This window comes from Arthrobacter sp. AG367 (assembly GCF_007828995.1).
Lineage (GTDB): Bacteria > Actinomycetota > Actinomycetes > Actinomycetales > Micrococcaceae > Arthrobacter.
Map to the genome: position 1 here is coordinate 187,324 of NZ_VIVE01000002.1, position 21,273 is coordinate 208,596.

Consider the following 21,273-nt stretch of genomic DNA (forward strand, 5'->3'; position numbering starts at 1 on the left):
GCGCCGCTGCCAAGCTGGATCCCACAGCAATTTTCCCGAACTCATGACCGTTAAGAAGGATCCAATGAGTATTTCGAATTCCGAGGCCCGGACCACTGACGCTCCGGCAAAGGAGCATTCCACGGCCCTCCGCGCCGGCAGCATCGGCGTGCTGGGCATCCTGTTCTTCGTCCTGTCCGCCCAGGCACCACTGACGGGGATCGTCGGCGCAGCGCCGCTCGCCGCAGCGCTGGGCAACGGCGCCGGCGCCCCGGGTGCCTACCTGATCGTGGGCATCGTCATCGTGATCTTCGCCGTGGGTTTTGTGGCGATGAGCCGGAAGATCCAGGCCAACGGAGCCTTCTACGCCTACGTGACGGCGGCATTCGGCAGGCGGACCGGAGCCGGCGCGGCCTGGCTGGCACTGCTGGCCTACAGCACTGTCCAGGCTGCCATGTACGGGCTCTACGGTGCGGCCTTCTCCGGGCTCCTCGCCTCTGCCGGGCTGGACATTCCCTGGTGGTTGCTGGCCCTGGCCACCATGGCCGGCGTCCAGGTACTGGGCTCCCTCAACATCGAACTCGGCGCCCGCGTGCTGGCCGTGCTGGTGGGGCTGGAGGTGGCCATCCTCCTGATGTTCGGCTTCACCGTGCTGTTCCATGGCGGCGGCCCGGAAGGCATCAGCGTGGCCGCGTCCTTCTCCCCGGAAGCCATCGGCGCAGGAGCTCCCGGTGTTGCCATCATGTTCGCGGTGGCCTCCATGTTCGGCTTCGAGTCCACGGCCATCTACTCCGCCGAGGCCAAGGATCCGCACCGCACCGTGGCCCGGGCAACCTACCTGTCCGTCGGCGTGATCTCGGTGTTCTTCGCCTTTATTTCCTGGATGCTGGTCAGCTATTACGGCCCCTCGCAGGTGATGGACGCCGCGGGCGCCGCGCTCGAATCAGGGGATGCCACGTCCTTCGTCCTGGGCCCGCTCGTGGAACTGTTCGGCCCCTGGGCGGGCATCGTGGCCGGCATCCTGCTGGTCACCTCGCTGCTCGCCGGCATCATCGCCTTCCATAACGGCATCAACCGCTACCTCCACTCCCTGGCGCTGCGTGGTTCCATGCCCGCCGTCCTCGCCCGGACCAACCGGCACCGGGCACCTGCCGTGGCAGCCTGGGTCCAGTCCGCCACCGCCGTCGTGCTGGTGGTGCCCTTCGCCATCCTGGCCCTGGATCCTGTCCTGACGCTGTTTTCCTGGTTCAGCGGCCTGGCCGTGGCGGCACTGCTGGTGCTGTACATGCTGTGCTCCGCGGCCGTCGTCGCGTTCTTCCGCCGGGAAAGCGCCGGCGCCCAACTGTGGCAGACCCGCGTCGCTCCCGTCCTGGCGGCGGTCCTGCTGGCCTGGGTTTTGTCCCTGGTGGTCAGCAACTTCACCGCCCTCATCGGTGGCAGCGCCGAGACTGCGACGGCCCTGCTGGTGGCGGTCCCGGTGGTCTTCCTGGCCGGCGTCCTGGTGGAATCGGCCATCCAGCGCCGCCACCACATTGCCACCCTGGGCCACGCGCTCACTTAGCCGGCAGGGACTTCCCGGCACTGGCCCGGCGCGGAACATTCTGTCCGCGCCGGGCCAGTGTGCGTGCTGCCACGAACAGGCCCGCCAGGAGCAACGCGGCGAGCCACGCAACGGCGGCCGATCGCGGCCAGAGACCGGCCAGGCCAAGAAGCGCCGGAACCGTGGCCGACGCCTGGCTGGTGAGCACCAGGGCCCAGCCCGTGAAGGGTTCGAGCCGCACTGCGTCGAGGGCCATGCCGGCGAACAGCAGTGCCCACAGCGCGGACCAGCACAGCCAAAGAACCGCGAGCAGCGGGTCAACGGTCAGCCAGGCGGCCGCCAGCACCAGCCCGCAGAATGCCACCATCCCGCAGAACCAGCCCAGGCCACGGCCCCCGAGTGCCAGCAGCAGGTCCAGTCCCGAGTACAGGTAGGTCACCGCGAACAGGAACATGCCGGCGGCCGTCAGGAGCATCGCCGGAGCGTCCCCGGACGAGGAAAGCTGGACGACGCCGAGCGCCAGTTGGGTGCCCCCGACGACGAGGCTGAGGACGGCGGCGTCGCGGCGGGGGAGGTGCCCAAGGGTGGCGAGGCCGTTGACCAGCAGGGCGGCGCCCGAAAGGAGGAGGCAGACGTACGGCATCAGGGCATCCTGTCCCGGCCACGCGGCTGATGGAATCTCATATAGCGGAAAGTTGCTGTCACAATGTGGAGATTAGCGCATGTGGGGGTGCCCGGCTAACGGCGCCCGGTCGCAATCCGATAGGTTGAAACGTAAACCTATCGGGGCGATGTTGCCTGCCTGGCGGTCGCTCCTGCCCCGGCGCAACGGTAAGGAAAAAGTTCATGGACGCACGGCTGGAAGCCATTAGGGACACCGTCCTGGCACGGAACCCGGGGGAAACAGAATTCCACCAGGCGGTGGTGGAGGTCTTTGAAAGCCTGGGCCCGGTGCACGACCGCCACCCCGAATTCCTGGAAGCCGCGATCCTGGAGCGCCTCTGCGAGCCCGAGCGCCAGATCATCTTCCGGGTCCCCTGGACGGACGACTCCGGCCGCGTGCGGATCAACCGCGGCTTCCGGGTGGAGTTCAACTCCGCCCTGGGCCCGTACAAGGGAGGCCTGCGCTTCCACCCCTCCGTATACCTCGGGATCGTCAAGTTCCTCGGCTTTGAGCAGATTTTCAAGAACGCCCTGACGGGAATGCCCATCGGCGGCGGCAAGGGCGGTTCCGACTTCGATCCCCGCGGCCGCAGCGACGCCGAAGTCATGAGGTTCTGCCAGTCCTTCATGACCGAGCTCTACCGCCATATCGGCGAATACACCGACGTCCCCGCCGGCGACATCGGTGTGGGCGGCCGCGAAATTGGCTACCTCTTCGGCCAGTACAAGCGGATCACCAACCGGTATGAGTCCGGGGTTCTCACCGGCAAGGGCATCTCCTGGGGCGGATCACTGGTGCGGCCGGAGGCCACCGGATTTGGCACTGTGATCTTCACAGAGCAGATGCTCCGGACCCGCGGGACGTCCTTTGATGGCCAGCGCGTCGTTGTCTCCGGATCCGGCAACGTGGCCATCAACGCCATCGCCAAGGCGCAGTCACTCGGCGCTACCGTGGTGGCCTGCTCCGATTCCTCCGGTTATGTGGTGGATGAGGCGGGCATCGACGTCGGACTGCTCCGCGAGGTGAAGGAAGTGCAGCGGGCGCGGCTCAAGGACTACGCCGAGCGGCGGGCGGGCGTTGCCTACGTGGACGGCGGCTCGGTCTGGGACGTGGACGCTTCGGTGGCGCTGCCGTGCGCCACCCAGAATGAGCTCGACGGCGGTGCTGCCGCCCGGCTGGTGCGCGGCGGCCTGATGGCCGTCGGGGAAGGTGCCAACATGCCGTCCACGCGCGACGCCGTGGCGGTGTTCCAGGACGCCGGGGTGCTCTTCGGTCCCGGCAAAGCGGCGAATGCGGGAGGGGTAGCCACGTCGGCCCTGGAAATGCAGCAGAACGCCAGCCGGGACGCGTGGTCCTTCGAGCATACCGAGGCGCGGCTGACGGACATCATGGTGGGCATCCACGACCGGTGCGCGGCAACCGCCGAGGAATACGGCGAACCGGGCAACTACGTGCTCGGCGCGAACATCGGCGGCTTCATCAAGGTGGCCGACGCCATGTTGGCGCAGGGCTTGATCTAGCAGGGCTTGATCCGGGAGGGCTTTTTCCAGCAGGGCTTGATTTAGCCGCCGCGGCGCCACTGGGTGGGGGAGACCCCGAACGCGTCCCGGAACGTGCGGCTGAAGTGGGCGGCGTCCAGGAATCCCCAGGCGGCGGCCACGGCGCCCACGGACTTTCCGGCGTGCAGCGGGTTCCGAAGGTCCCGCCGGGCACCGTCCAGGCGCTGGCTCCGGATGAAGCCGGCAACTGTGCTGCCGGACTCGTGGAAGACGTTGTGCAGGTGCCGGGTGGAGATGAAGTGCGCCGCGGCGATTCCCGCCGGTGACAGCAGCGGATCGGAGAGGTTGGCCTCGATGTACTCCCGGATCGACACGGCCAGGAGTGCCTGCGGCTTCATCCTGTCCGGGGAGATGTCCATTTCCGCATGCAGCATGGTGGACACCAGGTCCAGGGCATTCGTGGCCAGCCTGGATCCACTGGGCCCGTTCAGGACATCCAGGTTCGACGACAGCTGCCGGATGAACTGGCCCACAATGCCGCTGAGGCCGCTGCTGCCCATCCGTACCGCCGCAAGCTGGCCGACGTAATCCGTGGGCAGGGACAGCGCGTCGCAGGGAAACATGAGCACCATGATCCGGGTATGTTCCTCGAAGGCGAGGGTGTAGGGCCGGTTGGTGTCGTAGATGGCAAGGTCCCCGGGGTGAAGCACCGCTTCCCGGTTGTCCTGGATCAGCAGGCCCGTTCCCTCCAGCTGCAGGTTCAGCTTGAAGTAGCGCTCGTGGGCCTGGGCGATCAACGCCGGCGTGCGGTGGACCTCGTGGGAGCTGGCGGTGACTTCAACGATGGACATCCGGTCCAGCACCCGCGAACGCATCTGTCCCCGGAAGCCGTCCACGTCGTCGGTCCGCGCTGTGAGGGGCACGAAGGATTCGGCCACCAGGTGCTTCCAGTGGTCGAACGAGCCGGCCACCCTGGAAACAAGGTCCTGCGGTGCATGTCCGGACGTTGCCCGGGTTGGAGCTGTTGCTGGCATGGTGTTCCTCGTTACGTATGCAGCGTGACGTTCCCCCGGCTGTGTCGTGGGACACAGTGAGTCCAGATTAACCCCGGCTCCATCTTTTTTCAACAGTTGGCGAAAATAAAACTGCGGCTCCGCGCTGGGTAAATCCGGCGTGCGCTTCACAGGTGGGGTGCAGCCTCCCGTGGCAGGATCGAGCCATGGACGGAGCAGCTGCCCCCGGGGGCGTCAAGCGGAACTTCAATTCCCCTGCGCACCACTCGCGGCTCAGGATGCTGGTGATGCTGGGCGTGGGCCTGGCTGCCGCCCTGCTGGTGGGCTTTTGGGGCAATTGGGCATACGCACCCGCTCTTGGCTGGGCTGCTGCGTCCGTGACGTACCTGCTGTGGGTGTGGATCGTCATTGGGCGCCTGGGGCCCGCCGCCACCGCGGCCCATGCGTTGCGTGAGGACCCGGGCCGGGTCTTTTCGGATGCGCTGGTGCTCACGGCCACGGTGGCCAGCTTTGCGGGCGTGGGGCTGATCCTGATGGATGCTTCCAATGCCCAGGGTTACACCAAGGACGCAACCGTGGCCATGGCCCTGGGCAGCATTGCCTTGTCCTGGTTCCTGGTCCACACCCTGTTCACCCTGAGGTATGCGGCCATTTACTACCGGGACGGGACCGGCATTGATTTCAACCAGGAGACCCCTCCCCGGTACGCGGACTTCGCCTACCTGGCCTTCACTGTGGGGATGACGTTCCAGGTGTCCGATACCGACCTCAAAACCAACGCCATCCGTTCCACCGTCCTGCGGCAGGCACTGCTGTCATACCTCCTTGGTGCGATCGTGCTGGCCACCACCATCAACCTCGTGTCGGGTCTTATCCACTAGCCGCGCCGCCGGGCTGGCGGGACATAGTCTGGGTCCATGGCGGACATCAGAGTCAACTGGCACCGGCGGCACAAGGAAGGGCTCACCCCCGGCGAAAGGGCCGCGGACACCCTCCGGAACGGGATGGGCAGCTGGCCCTTCGTGGGCATCTTTTTGGCTTTCATGATGCTGTGGGCTGCCCTGAACTCCTACGTCCTGGCAACCAGTGCGTGGGACCCCTATCCCTACATCCTCCTGAACCTTTTCCTCTCCATGCTGGCCGGCCTGCAGGGGGCCATCCTGCTGATCGCGGCCAAGCGCCAGGATGCCATTGCCTCGGCGATGGCGCAGCATGACTATGAGACGGACGTGAGGGCGGCAGCGCAGATAGAAATGCTCATGAACATCAATGCCGAACAGTTGAAGCTGCTGCAGGAACTGCGGGACATGAGGAACGGGCCGCCCGCCGAAGGCGCCGGAGCCGAATTCCCCTGAAAACGACAATGGGTGCAGCTCCTGCTGGAGCTGCACCCATTACGCGAGCGTCGATTAATCCTTCTTGAACGCATCCTTGACGTGCTCGCCGGCCTGCTTGAGGTCCGACTTTGCCTGGTCTGTCTGGCCTTCGGCCTTCAGGCTTTCATCGCCTGTGGCGTTTCCGGCAGCTTCCTTGCCCTTGCCGCCGAGCTTCTCTGCTGCGTTGCCAATCTTGTCATCCAAACCCATGGAGATGCTCCTTACAGTTCGTGCTCGCTCCGGTGTGAACCAGAACCTGACCCCTCAATAGTAAGCATACTTTCGAGTATGGCGCTCATTTGCCCGCGGGATTTTTGCCGAGCAGCGCAAGGTAGCCCTCAAGCTGGGCGGCGTGTCCGAAGTCCGTCCTGCCCTCCGGCGCAAGGGCAGCTTCAATCTGCGCGCCAAGAAGCATGTTCAAAAGTTGGCCGGCCAGGACGTGGTCGTCGACGGCGGCGGTCACGTCCCTGCTGTCCCTCGCCTCCGCCAGGTAGCGCCGGATGGCGGCCAACCATTCGTCCATGGAGCGCTGGTGGATCCCGGCTTTTTCGGCATCGTTGACCGCCCTCTGCCAGAACGGGATAACAATCCGTGCCTCGTTGACGCGCTCCTCATCCAGGGGGAGCACTTCAAGGCAAAAGGCCCGGAGTGCGGCGAGGCCGGACTTGCCCTGCGTGACCTCTGCAATCCGCTGGTTGGTGCGGTTGAACACATGGCTGAATGCGAACTCCAGCAGTGTGTCCTTGGTGGGGAAGTAGGGTTTCAGTGCGCCGTTGGCGAATCCTGCCTCCATGGCAATCTCCCGCATGGTGGCGCCTTCGAGACCCTGCCGGGCAATGATCCGCCAGGTGGCATCCACCAGTTCCAGGCGCCGCTCGTCATGGTCAACAATCTTGGGCACTGCGGCCACTCCCCGAAAAAATATTGGTCCAGCCTCTTGTGAGCCATGTTACGGACGATTATTCTCTACAACTATAGAAAATAAACCCAGTGGCCGGAAACGGCCCGGACAAAGGTTCACCCCCATGACGCTTGCCCCAACCGAAACTGTCTCCGCCTTTGGCCTGGCAACCGCCGCCGAAATCCTGCAGGTTCGGGCCATCCTGCAGGCGGAAGGCCACCTGGGCCCGCAGCACAGGATCGCCTACCTTGGCCTGCTCGATCCCGCCCGCGACGCGGCTCCGGAAACCGCGGACCGCCGCTTCCGTGTGTTCATCCACGACGTCTCCGGCGCGGCCCCACGCGACGTCATTGTCTCCGCCACGCACCAAAAGGTGGCCTCCGCCGTCGAACTCGACACCGCGGTGACCGGCGAACTGCCGGTCCTGGAGGAGGAATTCGAAGTGGTGGAGTCCCTGCTGGCCACCGATGAACGGTGGCTCAAGGCGCTGGCGGACCGCGGTCTCGCCGTGGAGAAAGTCCGCGTGGCTCCGCTGTCCGCCGGTGTCTTCGAATATGCCGGGGAGAAGGGCCGGCGCATTCTGCGCGGGCTGGCATTCGTCCAGGAGTTCCCGGAGGACAGCGCCTGGGCGCACCCCGTGGACGGCCTGGTGGCCTATGTGGACGTGGTCAGCAAGGAGGTCACGCAGGTGATCGACCTCGGCGTGATGCCCATCCCGGCCGAGCACGGCAACTACACGGACCCGGAACTGACCGGGCCGCTGCGGACCACCCAGAAACCCATCAGCATTACCCAGCCGGAGGGGCCCAGCTTCACGGTGACGGGCGGCAACCACGTGGAGTGGGAAAAGTGGAGCGTGGATGTGGGGTTCGATGTCCGCGAAGGCGTGGTCCTGCACAACCTTGCCTTCCAGGACGGCGGCCGGAAGCGGCCCATCATCAACCGGGCGTCCATCGCCGAGATGGTGGTCCCGTACGGTGATCCGTCACCGGTCCGGTCCTGGCAGAACTACTTCGACACCGGCGAATACCTGGTGGGCCAGTACGCCAACTCCCTGGAACTGGGCTGCGACTGCCTGGGCGAGATCACCTACCTGAGCCCCGTCATCTCCGATGCCTTTGGCAACCCCCGGGAAATCCGCAACGGCATCTGCATGCACGAGGAGGACTGGAGCATCCTCTCCAAGCACTCGGACCTCTGGAGCGGCGTCACCTACACCCGCCGCAACCGGCGCCTGGTCATTTCCTTCTTCACCACCATCGGCAACTACGACTACGGCTTCTACTGGTACCTCTACCTGGACGGCACCATCGAATTCGAGGCCAAGGCCACCGGCATTGTCTTCACGTCCGCCTTCCCCGAGGGCGGCTCGGATAACATTTCGCAGCTGGCACCCGGGCTGGGCGCGCCCTTCCATCAGCACCTCTTCAGTGCCCGGCTGGACATGGCCATCGACGGGTTCACCAACCGCGTGGAGGAGGAGGATGTGGTCCGCCAGGCCATGGGACCCGGCAATGAGCGGGGCAATGCCTTCTCCCGCAGGCGCACCGTCCTGGCCCGTGAATCACAGGGTGTCCGGGAGGCCGACGCGCGCACCGGCCGGACCTGGATCATCTCCAACCCGGACTCCCGGAACCGGCTGGGCGAACCCGTGGGCTACAAGCTGCATTCCCACAACCAGCCCACCCTGCTGGCGGATCCCGGTTCCTCCATCGCCCGCCGGGCCGCGTTCGCCACCAAGGACCTGTGGGTCACCCGCTACGCCGAGGACGAGCGCTACCCCACGGGCGACTTCGTGAACCAGCACGCCGGGGGAGCGGGCCTGCCGGCCTACGTGGCGCAGGACCGCGATATCGACGGGCAGGACATCGTGGTGTGGCACACCTTTGGCCTCACCCACTTCCCCCGCGTGGAGGACTGGCCCATCATGCCCGTGGACACCGTGGGCTTCAAGCTCCGTCCCGAGGGCTTCTTCGACCGCAGCCCGGTGCTGGATGTCCCGGCCAATCCGAACATGCAGGCTGCGGCCTGCCACACCGAGGGCGGCAGTGGTGGCTCCTGCCACTGACCTCCTTGCGCCGGCAGGGAGCACGACGGCGGCAGGACGGGCCGGTGCCAGGGGTCCGGTCCTGCATCCGCGGCTGGTGTCCGTGGTCACCGCCGTCTGCTGCGCGGCACACCTGTGGCTGGCCGCTGCCGGCCGTCATGGGGTGTGGCTGAGTGTACTCATGCTGGCACTCGCCGCCATCTGCATGCCATGCGCGGTCCACATCTGGCGGCACAGCCGCGTGGGCGCCCTGCACCAGGTCACCGCCGCTGCAGTGGCCATGGCCGCCGTGCACGCCTTCCTGCTGCTGGCCGCCGGCGGTGCGGGGCACGCCCATGCCGGCGCCCCGCCGTCGTCCGTTGCCCCTGCGGACGGCGCGGCGGAACTGCTGCTGGTCATCGCACTGGAATTGGCGACAGCCCTGCTGGCCGCCGCGCTGGTGGCACGGCTCCGGCGGGTGCCCGTTTAGCGGGTGCCGCCCGGCCGGAGTCAGCCCGCGGGGACGCCCAGGGGCCGGGCGACGTGCAGCCGCTCATGCTCCACCAGCCATTGGATGGATTCGAAGACGGCCTGCTCCGGCTCATACCGGGGCGCATAACCCAGCACGGACGCGGCCTTTTCAATGCTGAAGCAGTGGCTGCGGTAGAGGTGGCCCCAGCTGGACTCGGCGTAGTCCCGGGAGGTGTTTTCGCGGAAGCGGTCCCACGTCACCGTCTCCAGCACGGCGGCGTGCCCGAACCAGGCAGCCGCGATGTCCGCGTAGCCACGCACGGTCAGGGCTGTGGGGGCCACGATGTTGAAGTCCTCGCCGGCGGCCGCCTCCCGCTGCGCGATGGCCTTTTCGAAAGCCTGGGCGACGTCGTCGGCATGCACGTGGTGCATCAGTTCCGCCCCGCTGCCGGGGATCCGGAGGGGTTGGCCGGCGGAGAGCGTCTGCCAGACGGACGGATCCAGGTTTCCGAGCGGGCCAACGGGGTGCCACCCCGGACCGACGATGTGGCCGGGGTGCAGCGACGTGGTTGCCAGGCCTCCGCTGGCGGTCTCTTCCTTGAGCATCAACGCGATCCGGTTCTTCTGGATGCCGTAGTCGCCAAAGGGTGCTGCGGCGGAATCCGAACCTTCCCGGATGGGCAGCTTCAGGCTTTGCCCGTAGCGCCAGATGGAGCCGCAGTGCAGCAGGTGCCCCACCTCGCCGCGCAACCGGTGCACCAGCGCCGCCGCAGATTCGAGGGTGAAGCAGACCAGGTCCACCACGGCATCCGGCTTGAGCGCGGACACCCGCCCGGCGAACGTTCCGTCCCGGTCTTCCTCCTGCCGGTCCGCGGTGACCTGGTGGACCTGTTGCCATTCGGGCGTGTCCGTGTAGGGGGCGCTGGTGCCGCGGCTGATGTTGGTGACTTCGTGGCCTGCGCGGACCAGCCGGGGGACCAGGAACGAGCCGATGTGGCCGCTGCCGCCGATGACGGTGACTTTCATTGCTCTCCGATCGTCGTGTTCCCCTCAACGGTAGGGCCCCGGCGGCAGGAAAGGGAGGTCTGGGGGACCTCCCTTTCCTGCCGGTTCGCCGTGCTTCCGCAGAATCAGGCGGGCTTGGCGTACTCGGCCGCGCTGATGACTTCATACCCAACGAACGTCTCGCCGCCCTCCACCCAGGCGTCGTGCCCGGCCGGGATGGAATAGGCGTCACCGGCGTGGATGGTCTTCTGCGTTCCATCGTTGAGCTGCACCGTCAAGGTGCCGCCGGTGCAGAAGCCCAGATGGTTGTTCTGGCAGCTGTCCGTCTTGACCACCGTCTTCACGGTTTCAGACCAGCGCCAGCCGGGCTCGAAGGTGAACCGGCCAAGGGTGGCGCCGCCAATGCTGACCACATCCACCTGGGTCTTGGGTGGGCGGCGCTTCTCATCGGGTTCGTCGAAAGATTTGGTTGCAAGGTCCGTGACCGTTACTGCGGGCATTTCTGGCTCCTTCATAAGGAGTGGTTATTGAGTTCGTCCGGGGCTGTGTGCGCCGGGAAAGGGGACCGGCAGGGCGGGATGTGCCCGTCCAGAACCTGCCGGCCCCGTGTGCGACGCTCCCAATGTGCTCCCGGACGGACCCGATGTCAATGACGCTTTTACTCCTGGAACCACTCCCGGGCAGGGTTGGTCACCGCCGGGGCTGAACGGGCCAGCTCCGGCTGGGCGGCCCACTTCACGCCGTTGGCCAGCACCCGCTGGATCTGCGGGTGGTGGTACACCGGGTACTCCTGGTCGCCGGGGCTGAAGTAGAAGATGCGGCCCTTGCCCCGGGTGAACGTAACGCCGGAGCGGAACACCTCGCCGCCCGCGAAGGAACTGATGAAGATCAGGTCGTCCGGATCCGGGATGTCGAACAGTTCGCCGTACATCTCCTGTTCGGGAATGACGATGGGACTGTCCACGCCTTCGGCGATGGGATGGGACGGCTTGACGGTCCAGACCAGTTCCCGCCCGCCGTCGTTGCGCCAGGCGAGGGAGCAGCTGGTGCCCAGGAGTTTGGTGAAGATCTTCGCGAAGTGCCCCGAATGGAGCACAATCAGTCCCATGCCGCCAAGCACGTGCCGGTGGACGCGTTCGACGACGGCGTCGCCCACCTCGGCGTGGGCCATATGGCCCCACCAGAGCAGGACGTCCGTCTCCGCAAGCACCTCCTCGTCAAGGCCGTGCTGGTCGTCGGTAGCCAGGACCGCCGTCGTGATGTCAGCGTCCGGGAAGTAGGAACGAAGTCCTGCCGCAATGGCACCGTGGATGCCGTCAGGATAGATCTCCCCGATGTGCGACGGCTCGTTGATGGCCTCGTGGACGCCCTCGTTCCACACCCGGATCCTCAGTTTGCCGTTCATTAGAGACGAACCTCCCTCTGCTCAAGTGCGGACTGGTAGCACGCGTCGATGATCTGTGCACGGTAGAGCGCGAGGGAGCCGTCATGCCCGGCCCAAACGGCGTCGCCGCCGCGCACTGCCGTAACGAAGTCTTCCACCACTGCGTCATGCGCGCGGCCCGGGAGCACAGCTGGCACGTAGTCTGCGGATTCGCCGTCCTTGTCGGTAAACACCCGGAGCTGGCCGACCGGCGGGAAGGGTGCGCCGTGCACCTTGAGCTCCGCGCCGCCGTCGGTGCCGTAAACCGTGAAATCGAGCAGGTCGTCCTGTTCCCGGTAGGTGGCCCAGCCCGCCTCGATCAGCAGTGTGCCGCCGCCCTCAAGCCGGAGGAACGCTGACGCGAAGTCTTCCACCTCGAACGCGTGGCTGGTGGCCAGGGCCGTATACCGGCTGCCGCCACCCCTGCCCTGCGGGCCAAGCTCCGAGTGGGTGGCGGCGGAGACAGCCAGCACCTTCGGTTCGCCCAGGAGGTGGAGGGCGTAATCCAGCGCGTGCACCCCGATGTCCGCCAGCGGTCCGCCGCCGGCAAGTTCGGGGTTGGTGAACCAGCTTCCCAGCGTCGGGATGCCGGAGCGGCGCAGCCAGGAAGCCTTGGCGTAGTAGGGCCGGCCCAGCCCGCCGTCGTCGATTACCTCCTTCAACGCCTGGATGTCGCCGCGCCGGCGGTGGTTGAAGGCGACGTCCAGGACACGGCCTGCCTTGCGGGCGGCGTCCACCATGGCCTGGCCCTCGACGGCGTTGCGCGCGATGGGCTTTTCGCTCAGCACGTGGATTCCCCGCTCCAGGGCGGCGATGGCGATGGGTGCGTGGAGGAAGGTGGGCACTGCCACACTGATGGCGTCCAGGCCGCCGTGGTCCAGCATGTCCTGCCAGTCCGCGAAGGCGTTGGGGATGGCGTATTCGGCCTGCAGGGAGTCACGGAGCTCCTGCTCCATCCCGGCCAGCGACACGATGCGGACACCGTCCAGCTCGGAATAGGCCTTGAGGTGCTGCTGGCCGGCCCAGCCAATGCCCACCACGCCCACGCGCAGTTCCGGGTTTCCTCCTGGCGCTGGCGGCTGCTGGACGGGGGTTTGCTGGTTGTTCACGAGGTTCTTTCCTTTTCCGGGCGGCGTTGGGGTGAGGGTCATGGAATCGATTCCAAAATGGTTGGGGGTGGATCGCAGAGGTTTTGGAATCGATTCCAAAATCCTTTCAGGAACTGCCCCGGGGAGTCAACCCCTGTCAGTTCTTTGTGGAATCCCGGATGACGAGCTCGTGCGGGAGGAATGTCCGGCCGCGGCGGTGGGCCGGGCCGGTCATCCGTTCGAGGAGTGCTTCGAAGGCCACGCGGCCCAGGTCGTAGGCCGGTTGCCGGATGGTGGTGAGCTCCGGGATGCACATCTCCGCCTGGATGGAATCATCGAAGCCGGCAACCGCCACATCGTCCGGCACCCGCAGGCCGGCGTCGATGATTTCCCGGACGCAGCCCGCCGCCACCGTGTCGCTGCCGCAGAACACGGCATCGGGCAGGCGGTCCATGGCCAGCAGTTCCCTGGTGAGGCGGCGGCCGACGTGGAAATCGAAGTCACCGTTGGCGAACAGGCCCTGTTCCGCGGCCAGGCCCGCCTCGGACAGGGCCTCCCGGAACCCCTTTTCGCGCAGCCTGCCGGAGCGGGCAGCCCGGTTGCCGATGATGGCAAGCCGCCGGGCGCCTGTCCCGATGAGGTGCCGCGTAATGTCGTAAGCGGCCTGCCGGTCGTCAATGGATACACCGAACGCTGCCTCGGAATCGACGATCTCGCAGACCTGGACAACGCTCAGCTGCTCAGCCAGCGCTTCAACGTCGCCGTCCGGCATGGTGGGGGAAAACAGGATCAATCCGTCCACGGACCCGTTGCGCAGCATATCCACGAGCTGCTGTTCCCGCTCGAGGTCGCCGGACGTCGGGGCGATCAGGCTGACATAGCCGGACAAGGCCGCGGCGTCACCGAAGCCACGGAACGCTTCGCTGATGACGGGGGACTCGAGGTTTTTCGAGAGCGCCAGGATGCGCATGGTGCGGTCGCGGCGCAGGTCGCGTGCGGAGGCGAGCGGGCGGTAGTTGAGCTGCCGGATGGCACCGGCCACCTTTTCCCTGCTTGACGCGCTCACGGCCGGGCTTCCATTCAGCACGCGCGATACCGTGCCGACGGACACTCCCGCCGTTTTGGCGACGTCCTGCACAGTTGCTCGAGCCATTCCGATTCGTCCTTCCGCGGCCACTGGCCTAAGCCGCCCTCCACCCCGTGGTTGCGATTTTCAGCTTAGCCGCCGTTGCGGGTGAGGCGGGCCGGCTGCTGCGGCCCCATCACGCCCATCCCTTCCCGTCGGCTGAAACATGCATTTAACCTTCCTGTCCGACGCACGAAATCACTCCTTGGCTAATCTGATGCAACAAGGTTTACTGATAGCTAACGCCAACCCTGACAGGAATGTTCGATGACGAGTGTCGCAACCCCTGCTGTGACCCCAATGCCAGAAGGCGGCCTGAAGGCGCCCGCGCCGGCCGAAGAACCAACCATCTCCCTGGCCGATATTGCGCGTGCCCACAACGTCCGCTTCCTGCTGGCCACGTTCGTGGACATGACCGGGAAGCCCTGCGCCAAGCTGGTCCCGGTGGAGGCCGCGGCTGAACTCGAGGACGGCGCCATGGGGTTCGCGGGCTATGCCGCGGGCCTGATGGGGCAGAAGCCGCAGGACCCGGACCTGATCGCTGTTCCCGATCTGGCGTCCTTCACCCCGGTCCCCTTCATCAAGGAAGGCCTGGCCATCATCCACTGCGACCCGCATGTGGACGGGAAGCCCTGGCCCTACGCCCCGCGCGTCATCCTGAAGAACACGTTGGCCGGCCTGGCGGAGAAAGGCATGCAGGCCAAGGTGGGCGCCGAGGTGGAGTACTTCCTGGTGAAGAAAAACGACGACGGGACGCTGAGTACCGCCGACGACAGGGACGATTCGCCCCGCCCCTGCTACGACGCCCGCGGCGTCACCCGGATGTACGACCACCTCACCTCCATTTCGGAGGCGATGAACTCCCTGGGCTGGGGCAACTATGCGAACGATCACGAGGACGCCGCCGGCCAGTTCGAGCAGAACTTCAACTTCACGGACGCGCTGACCACGGCGGACCGCGTGGTGTCCCTCCGCTACATCCTGAATATCCTGGCCGGGCAGCGCGGCATGACCGCCACCTTCATGCCCAAGCCGTTCACCGACCGCACCGGCACCGGCCTGCACTTCCACTTTTCGCTGTGGGCAGGTTCCGATCCGCTGTTCCCCAGTGAGGGAACGGACGACGGCGGCCGCGGCCTCGGGCTTTCCAGCCTGGCTTGTTCGTTCATCGCCGGGATCCTGGAACATGCCCCTGCGCTGCAGGCCTTCCTCGCCCCCACCGTGAACTCCTACAAGCGGACCGGTGCCACCACCAGCTCCTCGGGTGCCACCTGGTCGCCGCGGAAGGCATCCTTCGGCGGGAACGACCGCACCCACATGATCCGTGTGCCGGACAACAAGCGGATCGAACTCCGCTCCGGCGACGGCTCCGCCAACCCGTACCTGGCCATCGCCACCGCCATTGCCGCCGGGCTGGACGGCGTGGAGAAGTCTCTGGATCCGGGCCCGCCGTCCGGGCCGGGGGAGTCCAAACCCGACGCGCATCTCCTTCCGGCCACGCTGCTCCACGCCGTGGAAGCACTGCGAAAGGACCCCGTGATCCTGGCCAGCCTCAGCGGGGATCCTGCCGTCGGCGGCTACTACGCGGACGCCAAGGAAGAGGAATTCCTCAGCTGGCACAACCAGGTGAGCGACTGGGAAATCCGCACGTACCTGACCTCGATTTAGCAACCCACACATCCAAGAAAAGGACTTTCCATGTGCGGAATCGCCGCGCTGCAGCTGCGCAACCCCTCGCTGCATCCACGGATGGGCAGCCTGCTGTCCTCCATGCTCTGCCAGATCGTGGACCGCGGACCGGACTCGGCCGGCCTGGCCGTCTACAACACCCCGGGCCTGGTTTCCCCCGGTACCTCCACCCTCAGCCTCCTGGGCAAGGACCAGGGAATGACGCCGGCGGCCATCACCGCTGGCGTGGCCGGCCTCCTCCCGCTGGACGCGGCAGCAGCCGTCCGCGTGGTGGGTGACACCACCCTGGTGAGTGCCGGCGTCGGGACGGACCTCCTGGTGAAGGCCGTCGGCGAAACCCTGCCCGCCGCCACCATCATTGGCCGTGGCGAACACGTGGCCGTGATGAAGAGCGTGGGCCATCCCGTGGAGATCGCCGCCGAGCACGGACTTGAGGCGATGGCCGGCAGCCAGGGCCTGTCCCACACCCGGATGGCCACCGAGTCAGCCGTCACCGCCGGGGGCTCGCACCCCTTTTCCGTGGCCGACGACCTCTGCCTGGTGCACAACGGCTCCTTCTCCAACCACGCCACCGTCCGCCGGGAACTCAAGCGCGAAGGCGTGGTGTTCGATTCCGAGAATGACACCGAGGTGGGCGCCCGATACGTAGCCTCCCGCCGGCAGCAGGGCGACACCCTCGAGGAAGCCCTGGTGAACCTGGGTAAGGTCCTGGACGGCTTCTACACGCTGGTGGTCACCACGGCGGACAGCATGGCCGTGGTCCGCGACCCCATCGCCTGCAAGCCGGCCATCATCGCCGAAACGGACGACTACGTGGCCATGGCCTCCGAATACCGTGCCCTGGCCGGGCTGCCCGGCATCGACAACGCCCGCATCTTTGAACCGGAACCCGGAAAGGTCTACACATGGTCACTCTGACGGCCCCCGAAACTTTCGCCCCGATGGCCGCCCCCGATGCCGGGCAGGCAGTGGTTGACCTGGCCATCAGCTCTGTCCGGGAACTGAACCAGGCCATCCACGACGCCGAAGACGGCCAGTCCTGGACCGTCACCAACCCCGGCGGGAAGCACAGCCTGGCCGTTGGCATCGACGCGGACATCGCGGTGGCCATCGACGGCCATGCCGGCTACTACGCAGCCGGGATGCACCAAAAGGGGAGCGTGGCCATCAACGGCAATGCCGGCGTCGGGCTGGCGGAAAACATCATGTCCGGGAAGGTCCATGTGACGGGGGATGCGTCCCAGTCCGCCGCGGCCACCGGGCACGGCGGCCTGGTGGTCATCGACGGCAACGCCGGAGCCCGCTGCGGGATCTCCATGAAAGGCGTGGACATCGTGGTGGGCGGCAACATCGGCCACATGTCCGCCTTCATGGCCCAGGCCGGCCGGCTGGTGGTCTGCGGCGACGCCGGTGACGCCCTGGGCGACTCCATCTACGAGGCACGGATCTACGTCAAAGGCACGGTGGCCTCCCTCGGCGCGGACTGCGTCGAAAAGCCGCTGCGCGAAGAGCACCTTGCCGAACTGGCAGAACTGCTCGCCGCCGCCGGGCGTACCGACAACCCGGCCGACTTCAAGCGCTACGGCTCAGCCCGGAACCTCTACCACTTCCACGTCGACAATTCGACTGCCTACTAGGAGGCTCCCGTGACCATCACCTCCATGCCCGCCCCTGACATCGCTGAGCTTGGCCTGCGCGAGTCCGCCACCTTCGACCGCGCCACCATCGCCGACATCCAGCGCGCGGCCGCCACCGGCGTGTACGACATCCGCGGCTGGGGCGCCAAGCGCAAGGTCCCGCACTTTGACGACCTGCTCTTCCTCGGCGCCTCCATGTCCCGCTACCCGCTGGAGGGCTACCGCGAAAAGTGCGATACCGACGTCGTCCTCGGCGACCGGTACGCCAGCCGCCCGCTGCACCTGCAGACCCCGGTGACCATCGCCGGCATGAGCTTTGGCGCCCTCTCCGCCAACGCCAAGGAGGCGCTGGGCCGCGGCGCGTCCGAGGTGGGAACCTCCACCACCACGGGCGACGGCGGCATGACGCCGGAGGAGCGCGGCCAGTCCAGGCACCTGGTGTACCAGTACCTGCCGTCCCGGTACGGCATGAACCCTGACGACCTCCGCAAGGCGGACGCCATCGAGATCGTGCTCGGCCAGGGCGCCAAGCCCGGCGGCGGTGGCATGCTCCTGGGCCAGAAAATCACCGAACGCGTCGCGGGGATGCGCACCCTGCCGGTGGGCATCGACCAGCGCTCCGCCAGCCGCCACCCGGACTGGACCGGCCCGGACGACCTGGAAATCAAGATCGGCGAGCTGCGTGAAATCACCGACTGGAAAACCCCCATCTACGTCAAGATCGGCGCCTCCCGGCCGTACTACGACACCGCCCTGGCAGTGAAGTCCGGCGCGGATGTGGTGGTGGTGGACGGGATGCAGGGCGGGACCGCCGCCACGCAGCAGGTGTTCATCGAGAACGTGGGCATCCCCACCCTGGCCGCCATCCCGCAGGCCGTCCAGGCCCTCCAGGAACTCGGCGTCCACCGCAAGGTCCAGCTCATCGTCTCCGGCGGAATCCGGACGGGGGCCGACGTCGCCAAGGCCATGGCCCTGGGTGCCGACGCCGTGGCCATCGGCACCGCGGCGCTGATCGCGCTGGGCGACAACGATCCCCGCTACGCTGCCGAATACTCCGCGCTGGGTTCCGCCGCCGGCTTCTACGACGACTTCCAGGACGGCCGCGACCCCGCCGGCATCACCACCCAGGACCCCGAATTGTCCTCCCGGCTCGACCCGGTGGTTGCCGGCAAGCGCCTGGCCAACTACCTGCGCGTCCTGACCATGGAGGCCCAGACCATCGCCCGGGCCTGCGGAAAGTCGCACCTGCACAACCTGGAACCGGAGGACCTGGTGGCACTGACCATCGAGGCGGCCGCCATGGCCCGGGTGCCGCTGGCCGGGACCAGCTGGATCCCGGGGGCAGGCCAAGGGGGCTTCTGATGACCGAGGCTTCCGACTATGTGGTGGTGGGTGCCGGCCTGGCCGGCGCCGCCACCGCCTGGCAACTGGCATCCCGCGGCCACCAGGTCACCCTGCTGGAACGCGACATCCCCGCCGCGCACGACGGCAGTTCCCACGGATCCGCCCGGATCTTCCGCTACGCCTACCCGGACCCGTTCTACACGCAGGCGGTGCTGGACTCGAAAGTCCTGTGGGACAGGCTCGCCCTGGATGCCGGCACGGAGCTGATCACACCTTTCGGGGCGGTGGACCACGGGTCCAGGCGGCAACCGGACCTGCTCGCCAAGGTGCTCGCCGACGTCGGAATTGACCACGAACTCCTCTCCGCCGCGGACGCCCGGAAGCGGTGGCCGCAGATCGCCTTCGACACGGAGGTCCTCTGGCACCCCGGCGCCGGCGTGATCGACGCCGAAACCGCGGTCAACGCCCTGGTGTCCCTCGCCCTCAGGAAGGGGGCGCGGCTACTGACGGGCTGGCACCTGGAGAGCATTGAGCGGGACGGCACCGGCTACCGCCTCTTCTCCTCCACCGGGGAAACGTTCGACGCGGGCCACGTGGTGGTCAGCGCGGGCGGCTGGCTGCCGGAGCTGCTGGGCTCCCTGTCACTTCCGGCGGGCTTCCTGGCCGCGCTCCCGGCGATCACCGTCCGGCAGGAGCAGGCGTTCCACTTCCGGTACAGGGACCACGACGGCGGCGCAGCCCCGGGTGCGGGCCCCTGGCCGACGTTCATCCACAAGGCGGCGGACATCCAGGCCTACGGTCTGCCCGGGGGCCGGGATGCCGGGTTCGCGGGCCAGAAGGTCGCCGAATACAACGGCGGCAGGCTCATTCCTTCCGCGGCAGGCCAGACGGGCCGGGTGGACCCGGCCAACCGCGCACGGGTGGTGGACTACGTGCGCCGCTGCCTGCCCGGCCTGGACCCGGAACCGTACGCCGAAACCACCTGCCTGTTCACCAACACTCCAAACGAGGACTTCCTCATCGACCGCGTGGACAACCTCACCGTCGTCTCGCCGTGCTCCGGGCACGGGGCAAAGTTCGCGCCCCTGATCGGCCGGTGGGCAGCGGACCTGGCCACCGGCAGCGGGAATGTTCCGGACCGGTTCCGGAGCGCCTCTTCCACAGCATTCACCACCTAGAACGGACACCGTGAGCATTTCCCAGACAGCACCGGCGTCGGAGGCCCTGCCCTCCGCCGCAGCCGGCACATCCACTGTTACCGGCCTCCTGCAGGACATCTCCACCGTCGGCAGGGATGCCTCCCGCGGCGGCTACTCCCGCCCGGTATTCTCCACCGCCGAGACGGACCTCCGCAGTTGGTTCATTGAGCAGGCGGCCCGGCGCGGGCTGGACGTGCACACGGATGCCAACGGGATTATCTGGGCCTGGTGGGACACAGCAACGGGAGTGCGGAAAGACGCCGTCGCCACCGGAAGCCACCTCGATTCCGTCCCCGGCGGCGGGGCGTACGACGGCCCGCTGGGGGTCGCCTCGGCGCTGGTCGCCGTCGACCTCCTCAAGGCCCGGAACTTGCGGCCCCGGCGGCCGCTGGCGATCGCCGTCTTCCCGGAAGAGGAGGGGTCACGGTTCGGCATGGCCTGCCTGGGCTCACGGCTCCTCACCGGGGAACTGGACGCCAACAAGGCGCGCAACCTTAAAGACCCGGACGGCAACACGTATGCGGATGTCGCCGCGGCAAACGGCCAGGACCCGCGGCTGATCGGAGCCGACTACAAGACCCTGCAGCAGCTGGGTATGTTCGTGGAGCTGCACGTCGAGCAGGGGCGGGGGCTGATCGACCTCAACCAGCCGGTGGCCATCGGCTCGTCGATCCTGGGCCACGGCCGCTGGAAGCTGAGCATCACGGGGGAGGGGAACCACGCCGGCACCACGCTGATGAAGGACCGCCGGGACCCGATGATCGCCGCGGCCAAGGTGATGGTTTCCATCCGGGACACTGCCCGCAAATACCGTGACGCCCGTGCCACCGTGGGCCGGCTGCAGCCTGTTCCCGGCGGCACCAACGTCATCGCCTCCCGCGTTGACCTGTGGATCGACGTCCGGCACCCGGAGGACTCGGTCACCGCGGCCCTGGTGGAGGCCATCGGGCTCAACGCCCAGGTCCTTGCCGCCGAGGAAAACTGCACGGCGAGCCTGGGCACGGAGTCCCTGAGCCCCACAGTGCATTTCGACGGCGGGCTGCGGGACCGGCTGCGGGAACTGCTGCCTTCCGCGCCGGTGCTGGACACCGGCGCCGGCCACGACGCCGGCGTGCTGGCCGCGCACCTGCCCACCGCCATGCTGTTCGTCCGGAATCCCACGGGCGTCTCGCATTCACCGGACGAACTGGTGGAGGACTGGGACGCCGAAGCCGGCGCGCTCGCCCTGGCGGACTCACTCTCCGGCCTGCTGGGTGAGGCACGGGCGATCGGCTAGCGCCGCCGTCGTCCGTC

21 protein-coding genes are annotated in these 21,273 nt (G+C 67.2%); 12 read left to right on the top strand and 9 right to left on the bottom strand.

Annotated features, from left to right (window positions below; translation table 11 throughout):
* Positions 1 to 64 precede the first annotated feature (64 nt).
* Positions 65 to 1,540, top strand: a complete 1,476-nt coding sequence (locus FB478_RS07905; RefSeq protein ID WP_018770038.1) for an APC family permease — start codon at positions 65 to 67, stop codon at positions 1,538 to 1,540.
* On the opposite strand, the gene FB478_RS07910 is transcribed toward FB478_RS07905, so the two are convergent.
* Complete coding sequence (locus FB478_RS07910) at positions 1,533 to 2,162, bottom strand: AmiS/UreI family transporter (protein WP_144600130.1); 630 nt, start codon at positions 2,160 to 2,162, stop codon at positions 1,533 to 1,535. The two genes, FB478_RS07905 and FB478_RS07910, sit on opposite strands and share 8 nt — an antisense overlap.
* 203 nt (positions 2,163 to 2,365) lie before the next feature.
* Here FB478_RS07910 and gdhA point away from each other — a divergent pair, with 203 nt between their 5' ends.
* A complete protein-coding gene (gdhA, locus tag FB478_RS07915) occupies positions 2,366 to 3,703 on the top strand; it encodes an NADP-specific glutamate dehydrogenase (protein WP_018770040.1) in 1,338 nt (445 codons plus the stop codon).
* Positions 3,704 to 3,744: 41 nt separating this feature from the next.
* Here gdhA and FB478_RS07920 read toward each other — a convergent pair whose 3' ends face one another.
* Complete coding sequence (locus tag FB478_RS07920; RefSeq protein WP_144600131.1) at positions 3,745 to 4,716, bottom strand: helix-turn-helix domain-containing protein; 972 nt, start codon at positions 4,714 to 4,716, stop codon at positions 3,745 to 3,747.
* A 185-nt stretch (positions 4,717 to 4,901) separates the two neighbouring features.
* Between FB478_RS07920 and FB478_RS07925 the strand changes: the two genes are divergently transcribed.
* Positions 4,902 to 5,576: a DUF1345 domain-containing protein gene (locus FB478_RS07925; protein WP_144600132.1), complete on the top strand. Its 675-nt coding sequence runs from the start codon at positions 4,902 to 4,904 to the stop codon at positions 5,574 to 5,576.
* 36 nt (positions 5,577 to 5,612) lie between these two features.
* The gene (locus tag FB478_RS07930) at positions 5,613 to 6,050 is read left to right on the top strand and encodes a DUF1003 domain-containing protein (RefSeq protein ID WP_018770043.1); all 438 of its coding nucleotides are present in this window, start codon (positions 5,613 to 5,615) and stop codon (positions 6,048 to 6,050) included.
* Between the two features lie 54 nt (positions 6,051 to 6,104).
* On the opposite strand, the gene FB478_RS07935 is transcribed toward FB478_RS07930, so the two are convergent.
* Complete coding sequence (locus FB478_RS07935) at positions 6,105 to 6,281, bottom strand: CsbD family protein (RefSeq protein WP_018770044.1); 177 nt, start codon at positions 6,279 to 6,281, stop codon at positions 6,105 to 6,107.
* An 85-nt stretch (positions 6,282 to 6,366) separates the two neighbouring features.
* On the bottom strand, positions 6,367 to 6,972 hold the full coding sequence (locus tag FB478_RS07940; RefSeq protein ID WP_144600133.1) for a TetR/AcrR family transcriptional regulator: 606 nt from the start codon (positions 6,970 to 6,972) through the stop codon (positions 6,367 to 6,369).
* Between the two features lie 124 nt (positions 6,973 to 7,096).
* Between FB478_RS07940 and FB478_RS07945 the strand changes: the two genes are divergently transcribed.
* Positions 7,097 to 9,040: a primary-amine oxidase gene (locus FB478_RS07945; protein WP_144600134.1), complete on the top strand. Its 1,944-nt coding sequence runs from the start codon at positions 7,097 to 7,099 to the stop codon at positions 9,038 to 9,040.
* Positions 9,021 to 9,488 (top strand): hypothetical protein, encoded by a 468-nt coding sequence (locus FB478_RS07950; RefSeq protein ID WP_018770047.1) that lies wholly within the window; start codon positions 9,021 to 9,023, stop codon positions 9,486 to 9,488. Before FB478_RS07945 ends, FB478_RS07950 begins: the two co-directional genes overlap by 20 nt.
* 20 nt (positions 9,489 to 9,508) lie before the next feature.
* Here the strand turns inward: FB478_RS07950 and FB478_RS07955 are convergent, their stop codons facing one another.
* From FB478_RS07955 to FB478_RS07975, 5 genes are all read right to left on the bottom strand, one after another.
* Positions 9,509 to 10,495, bottom strand: a complete 987-nt coding sequence (locus FB478_RS07955; RefSeq protein WP_018770048.1) for an NAD(P)-dependent oxidoreductase — start codon at positions 10,493 to 10,495, stop codon at positions 9,509 to 9,511.
* A 104-nt stretch (positions 10,496 to 10,599) separates the two neighbouring features.
* Positions 10,600 to 10,974 carry a cupin domain-containing protein gene (locus FB478_RS07960; RefSeq protein WP_018770049.1) on the bottom strand — a complete coding sequence of 125 codons (375 nt, stop codon included), beginning with the start codon at positions 10,972 to 10,974 and terminating at the stop codon, positions 10,600 to 10,602.
* 158 nt (positions 10,975 to 11,132) lie between these two features.
* Entirely contained in the window at positions 11,133 to 11,879 is a 747-nt protein-coding gene (locus tag FB478_RS07965; RefSeq protein ID WP_134165048.1) for a ThuA domain-containing protein, read from the bottom strand.
* Positions 11,879 to 13,048, bottom strand: a complete 1,170-nt coding sequence (locus FB478_RS07970) for a Gfo/Idh/MocA family protein (protein WP_261377364.1) — start codon at positions 13,046 to 13,048, stop codon at positions 11,879 to 11,881. The genes FB478_RS07965 and FB478_RS07970 overlap by 1 nt, the downstream gene beginning before the upstream one ends.
* Before the next feature lie 94 nt (positions 13,049 to 13,142).
* Positions 13,143 to 14,138, bottom strand: coding sequence for a LacI family DNA-binding transcriptional regulator (locus FB478_RS07975; RefSeq protein ID WP_056391825.1), 996 nt, complete (start codon positions 14,136 to 14,138; stop codon positions 13,143 to 13,145).
* A 240-nt stretch (positions 14,139 to 14,378) separates the two neighbouring features.
* Here FB478_RS07975 and glnT point away from each other — a divergent pair, with 240 nt between their 5' ends.
* Genes glnT through FB478_RS08005 form a run of 6 tightly spaced genes read left to right on the top strand, consistent with a single transcriptional unit; the run spans position 14,379 to position 21,256 of the window.
* Positions 14,379 to 15,779 (top strand): type III glutamate--ammonia ligase, encoded by a 1,401-nt coding sequence (gene glnT / locus FB478_RS07980; protein WP_056391824.1) that lies wholly within the window; start codon positions 14,379 to 14,381, stop codon positions 15,777 to 15,779.
* Between the two features lie 30 nt (positions 15,780 to 15,809).
* A complete protein-coding gene (locus FB478_RS07985; RefSeq protein ID WP_144600136.1) occupies positions 15,810 to 16,718 on the top strand; it encodes a glutamine amidotransferase in 909 nt (302 codons plus the stop codon).
* Complete coding sequence (locus FB478_RS07990; RefSeq protein WP_056391822.1) at positions 16,706 to 17,437, top strand: protein glxC; 732 nt, start codon at positions 16,706 to 16,708, stop codon at positions 17,435 to 17,437. The genes FB478_RS07985 and FB478_RS07990 overlap by 13 nt, the downstream gene beginning before the upstream one ends.
* Positions 17,438 to 17,446: 9 nt before the next feature.
* Positions 17,447 to 18,799: an FMN-binding glutamate synthase family protein gene (locus tag FB478_RS07995; protein WP_223992853.1), complete on the top strand. Its 1,353-nt coding sequence runs from the start codon at positions 17,447 to 17,449 to the stop codon at positions 18,797 to 18,799.
* Positions 18,799 to 19,959 carry an FAD-dependent oxidoreductase gene (locus FB478_RS08000; protein ID WP_144600137.1) on the top strand — a complete coding sequence of 387 codons (1,161 nt, stop codon included), beginning with the start codon at positions 18,799 to 18,801 and terminating at the stop codon, positions 19,957 to 19,959. Before FB478_RS07995 ends, FB478_RS08000 begins: the two co-directional genes overlap by 1 nt.
* Before the next feature lie 10 nt (positions 19,960 to 19,969).
* Positions 19,970 to 21,256 carry an allantoate amidohydrolase gene (locus tag FB478_RS08005; protein WP_144600138.1) on the top strand — a complete coding sequence of 429 codons (1,287 nt, stop codon included), beginning with the start codon at positions 19,970 to 19,972 and terminating at the stop codon, positions 21,254 to 21,256.
* Positions 21,257 to 21,273: the final 17 nt, after the last annotated feature.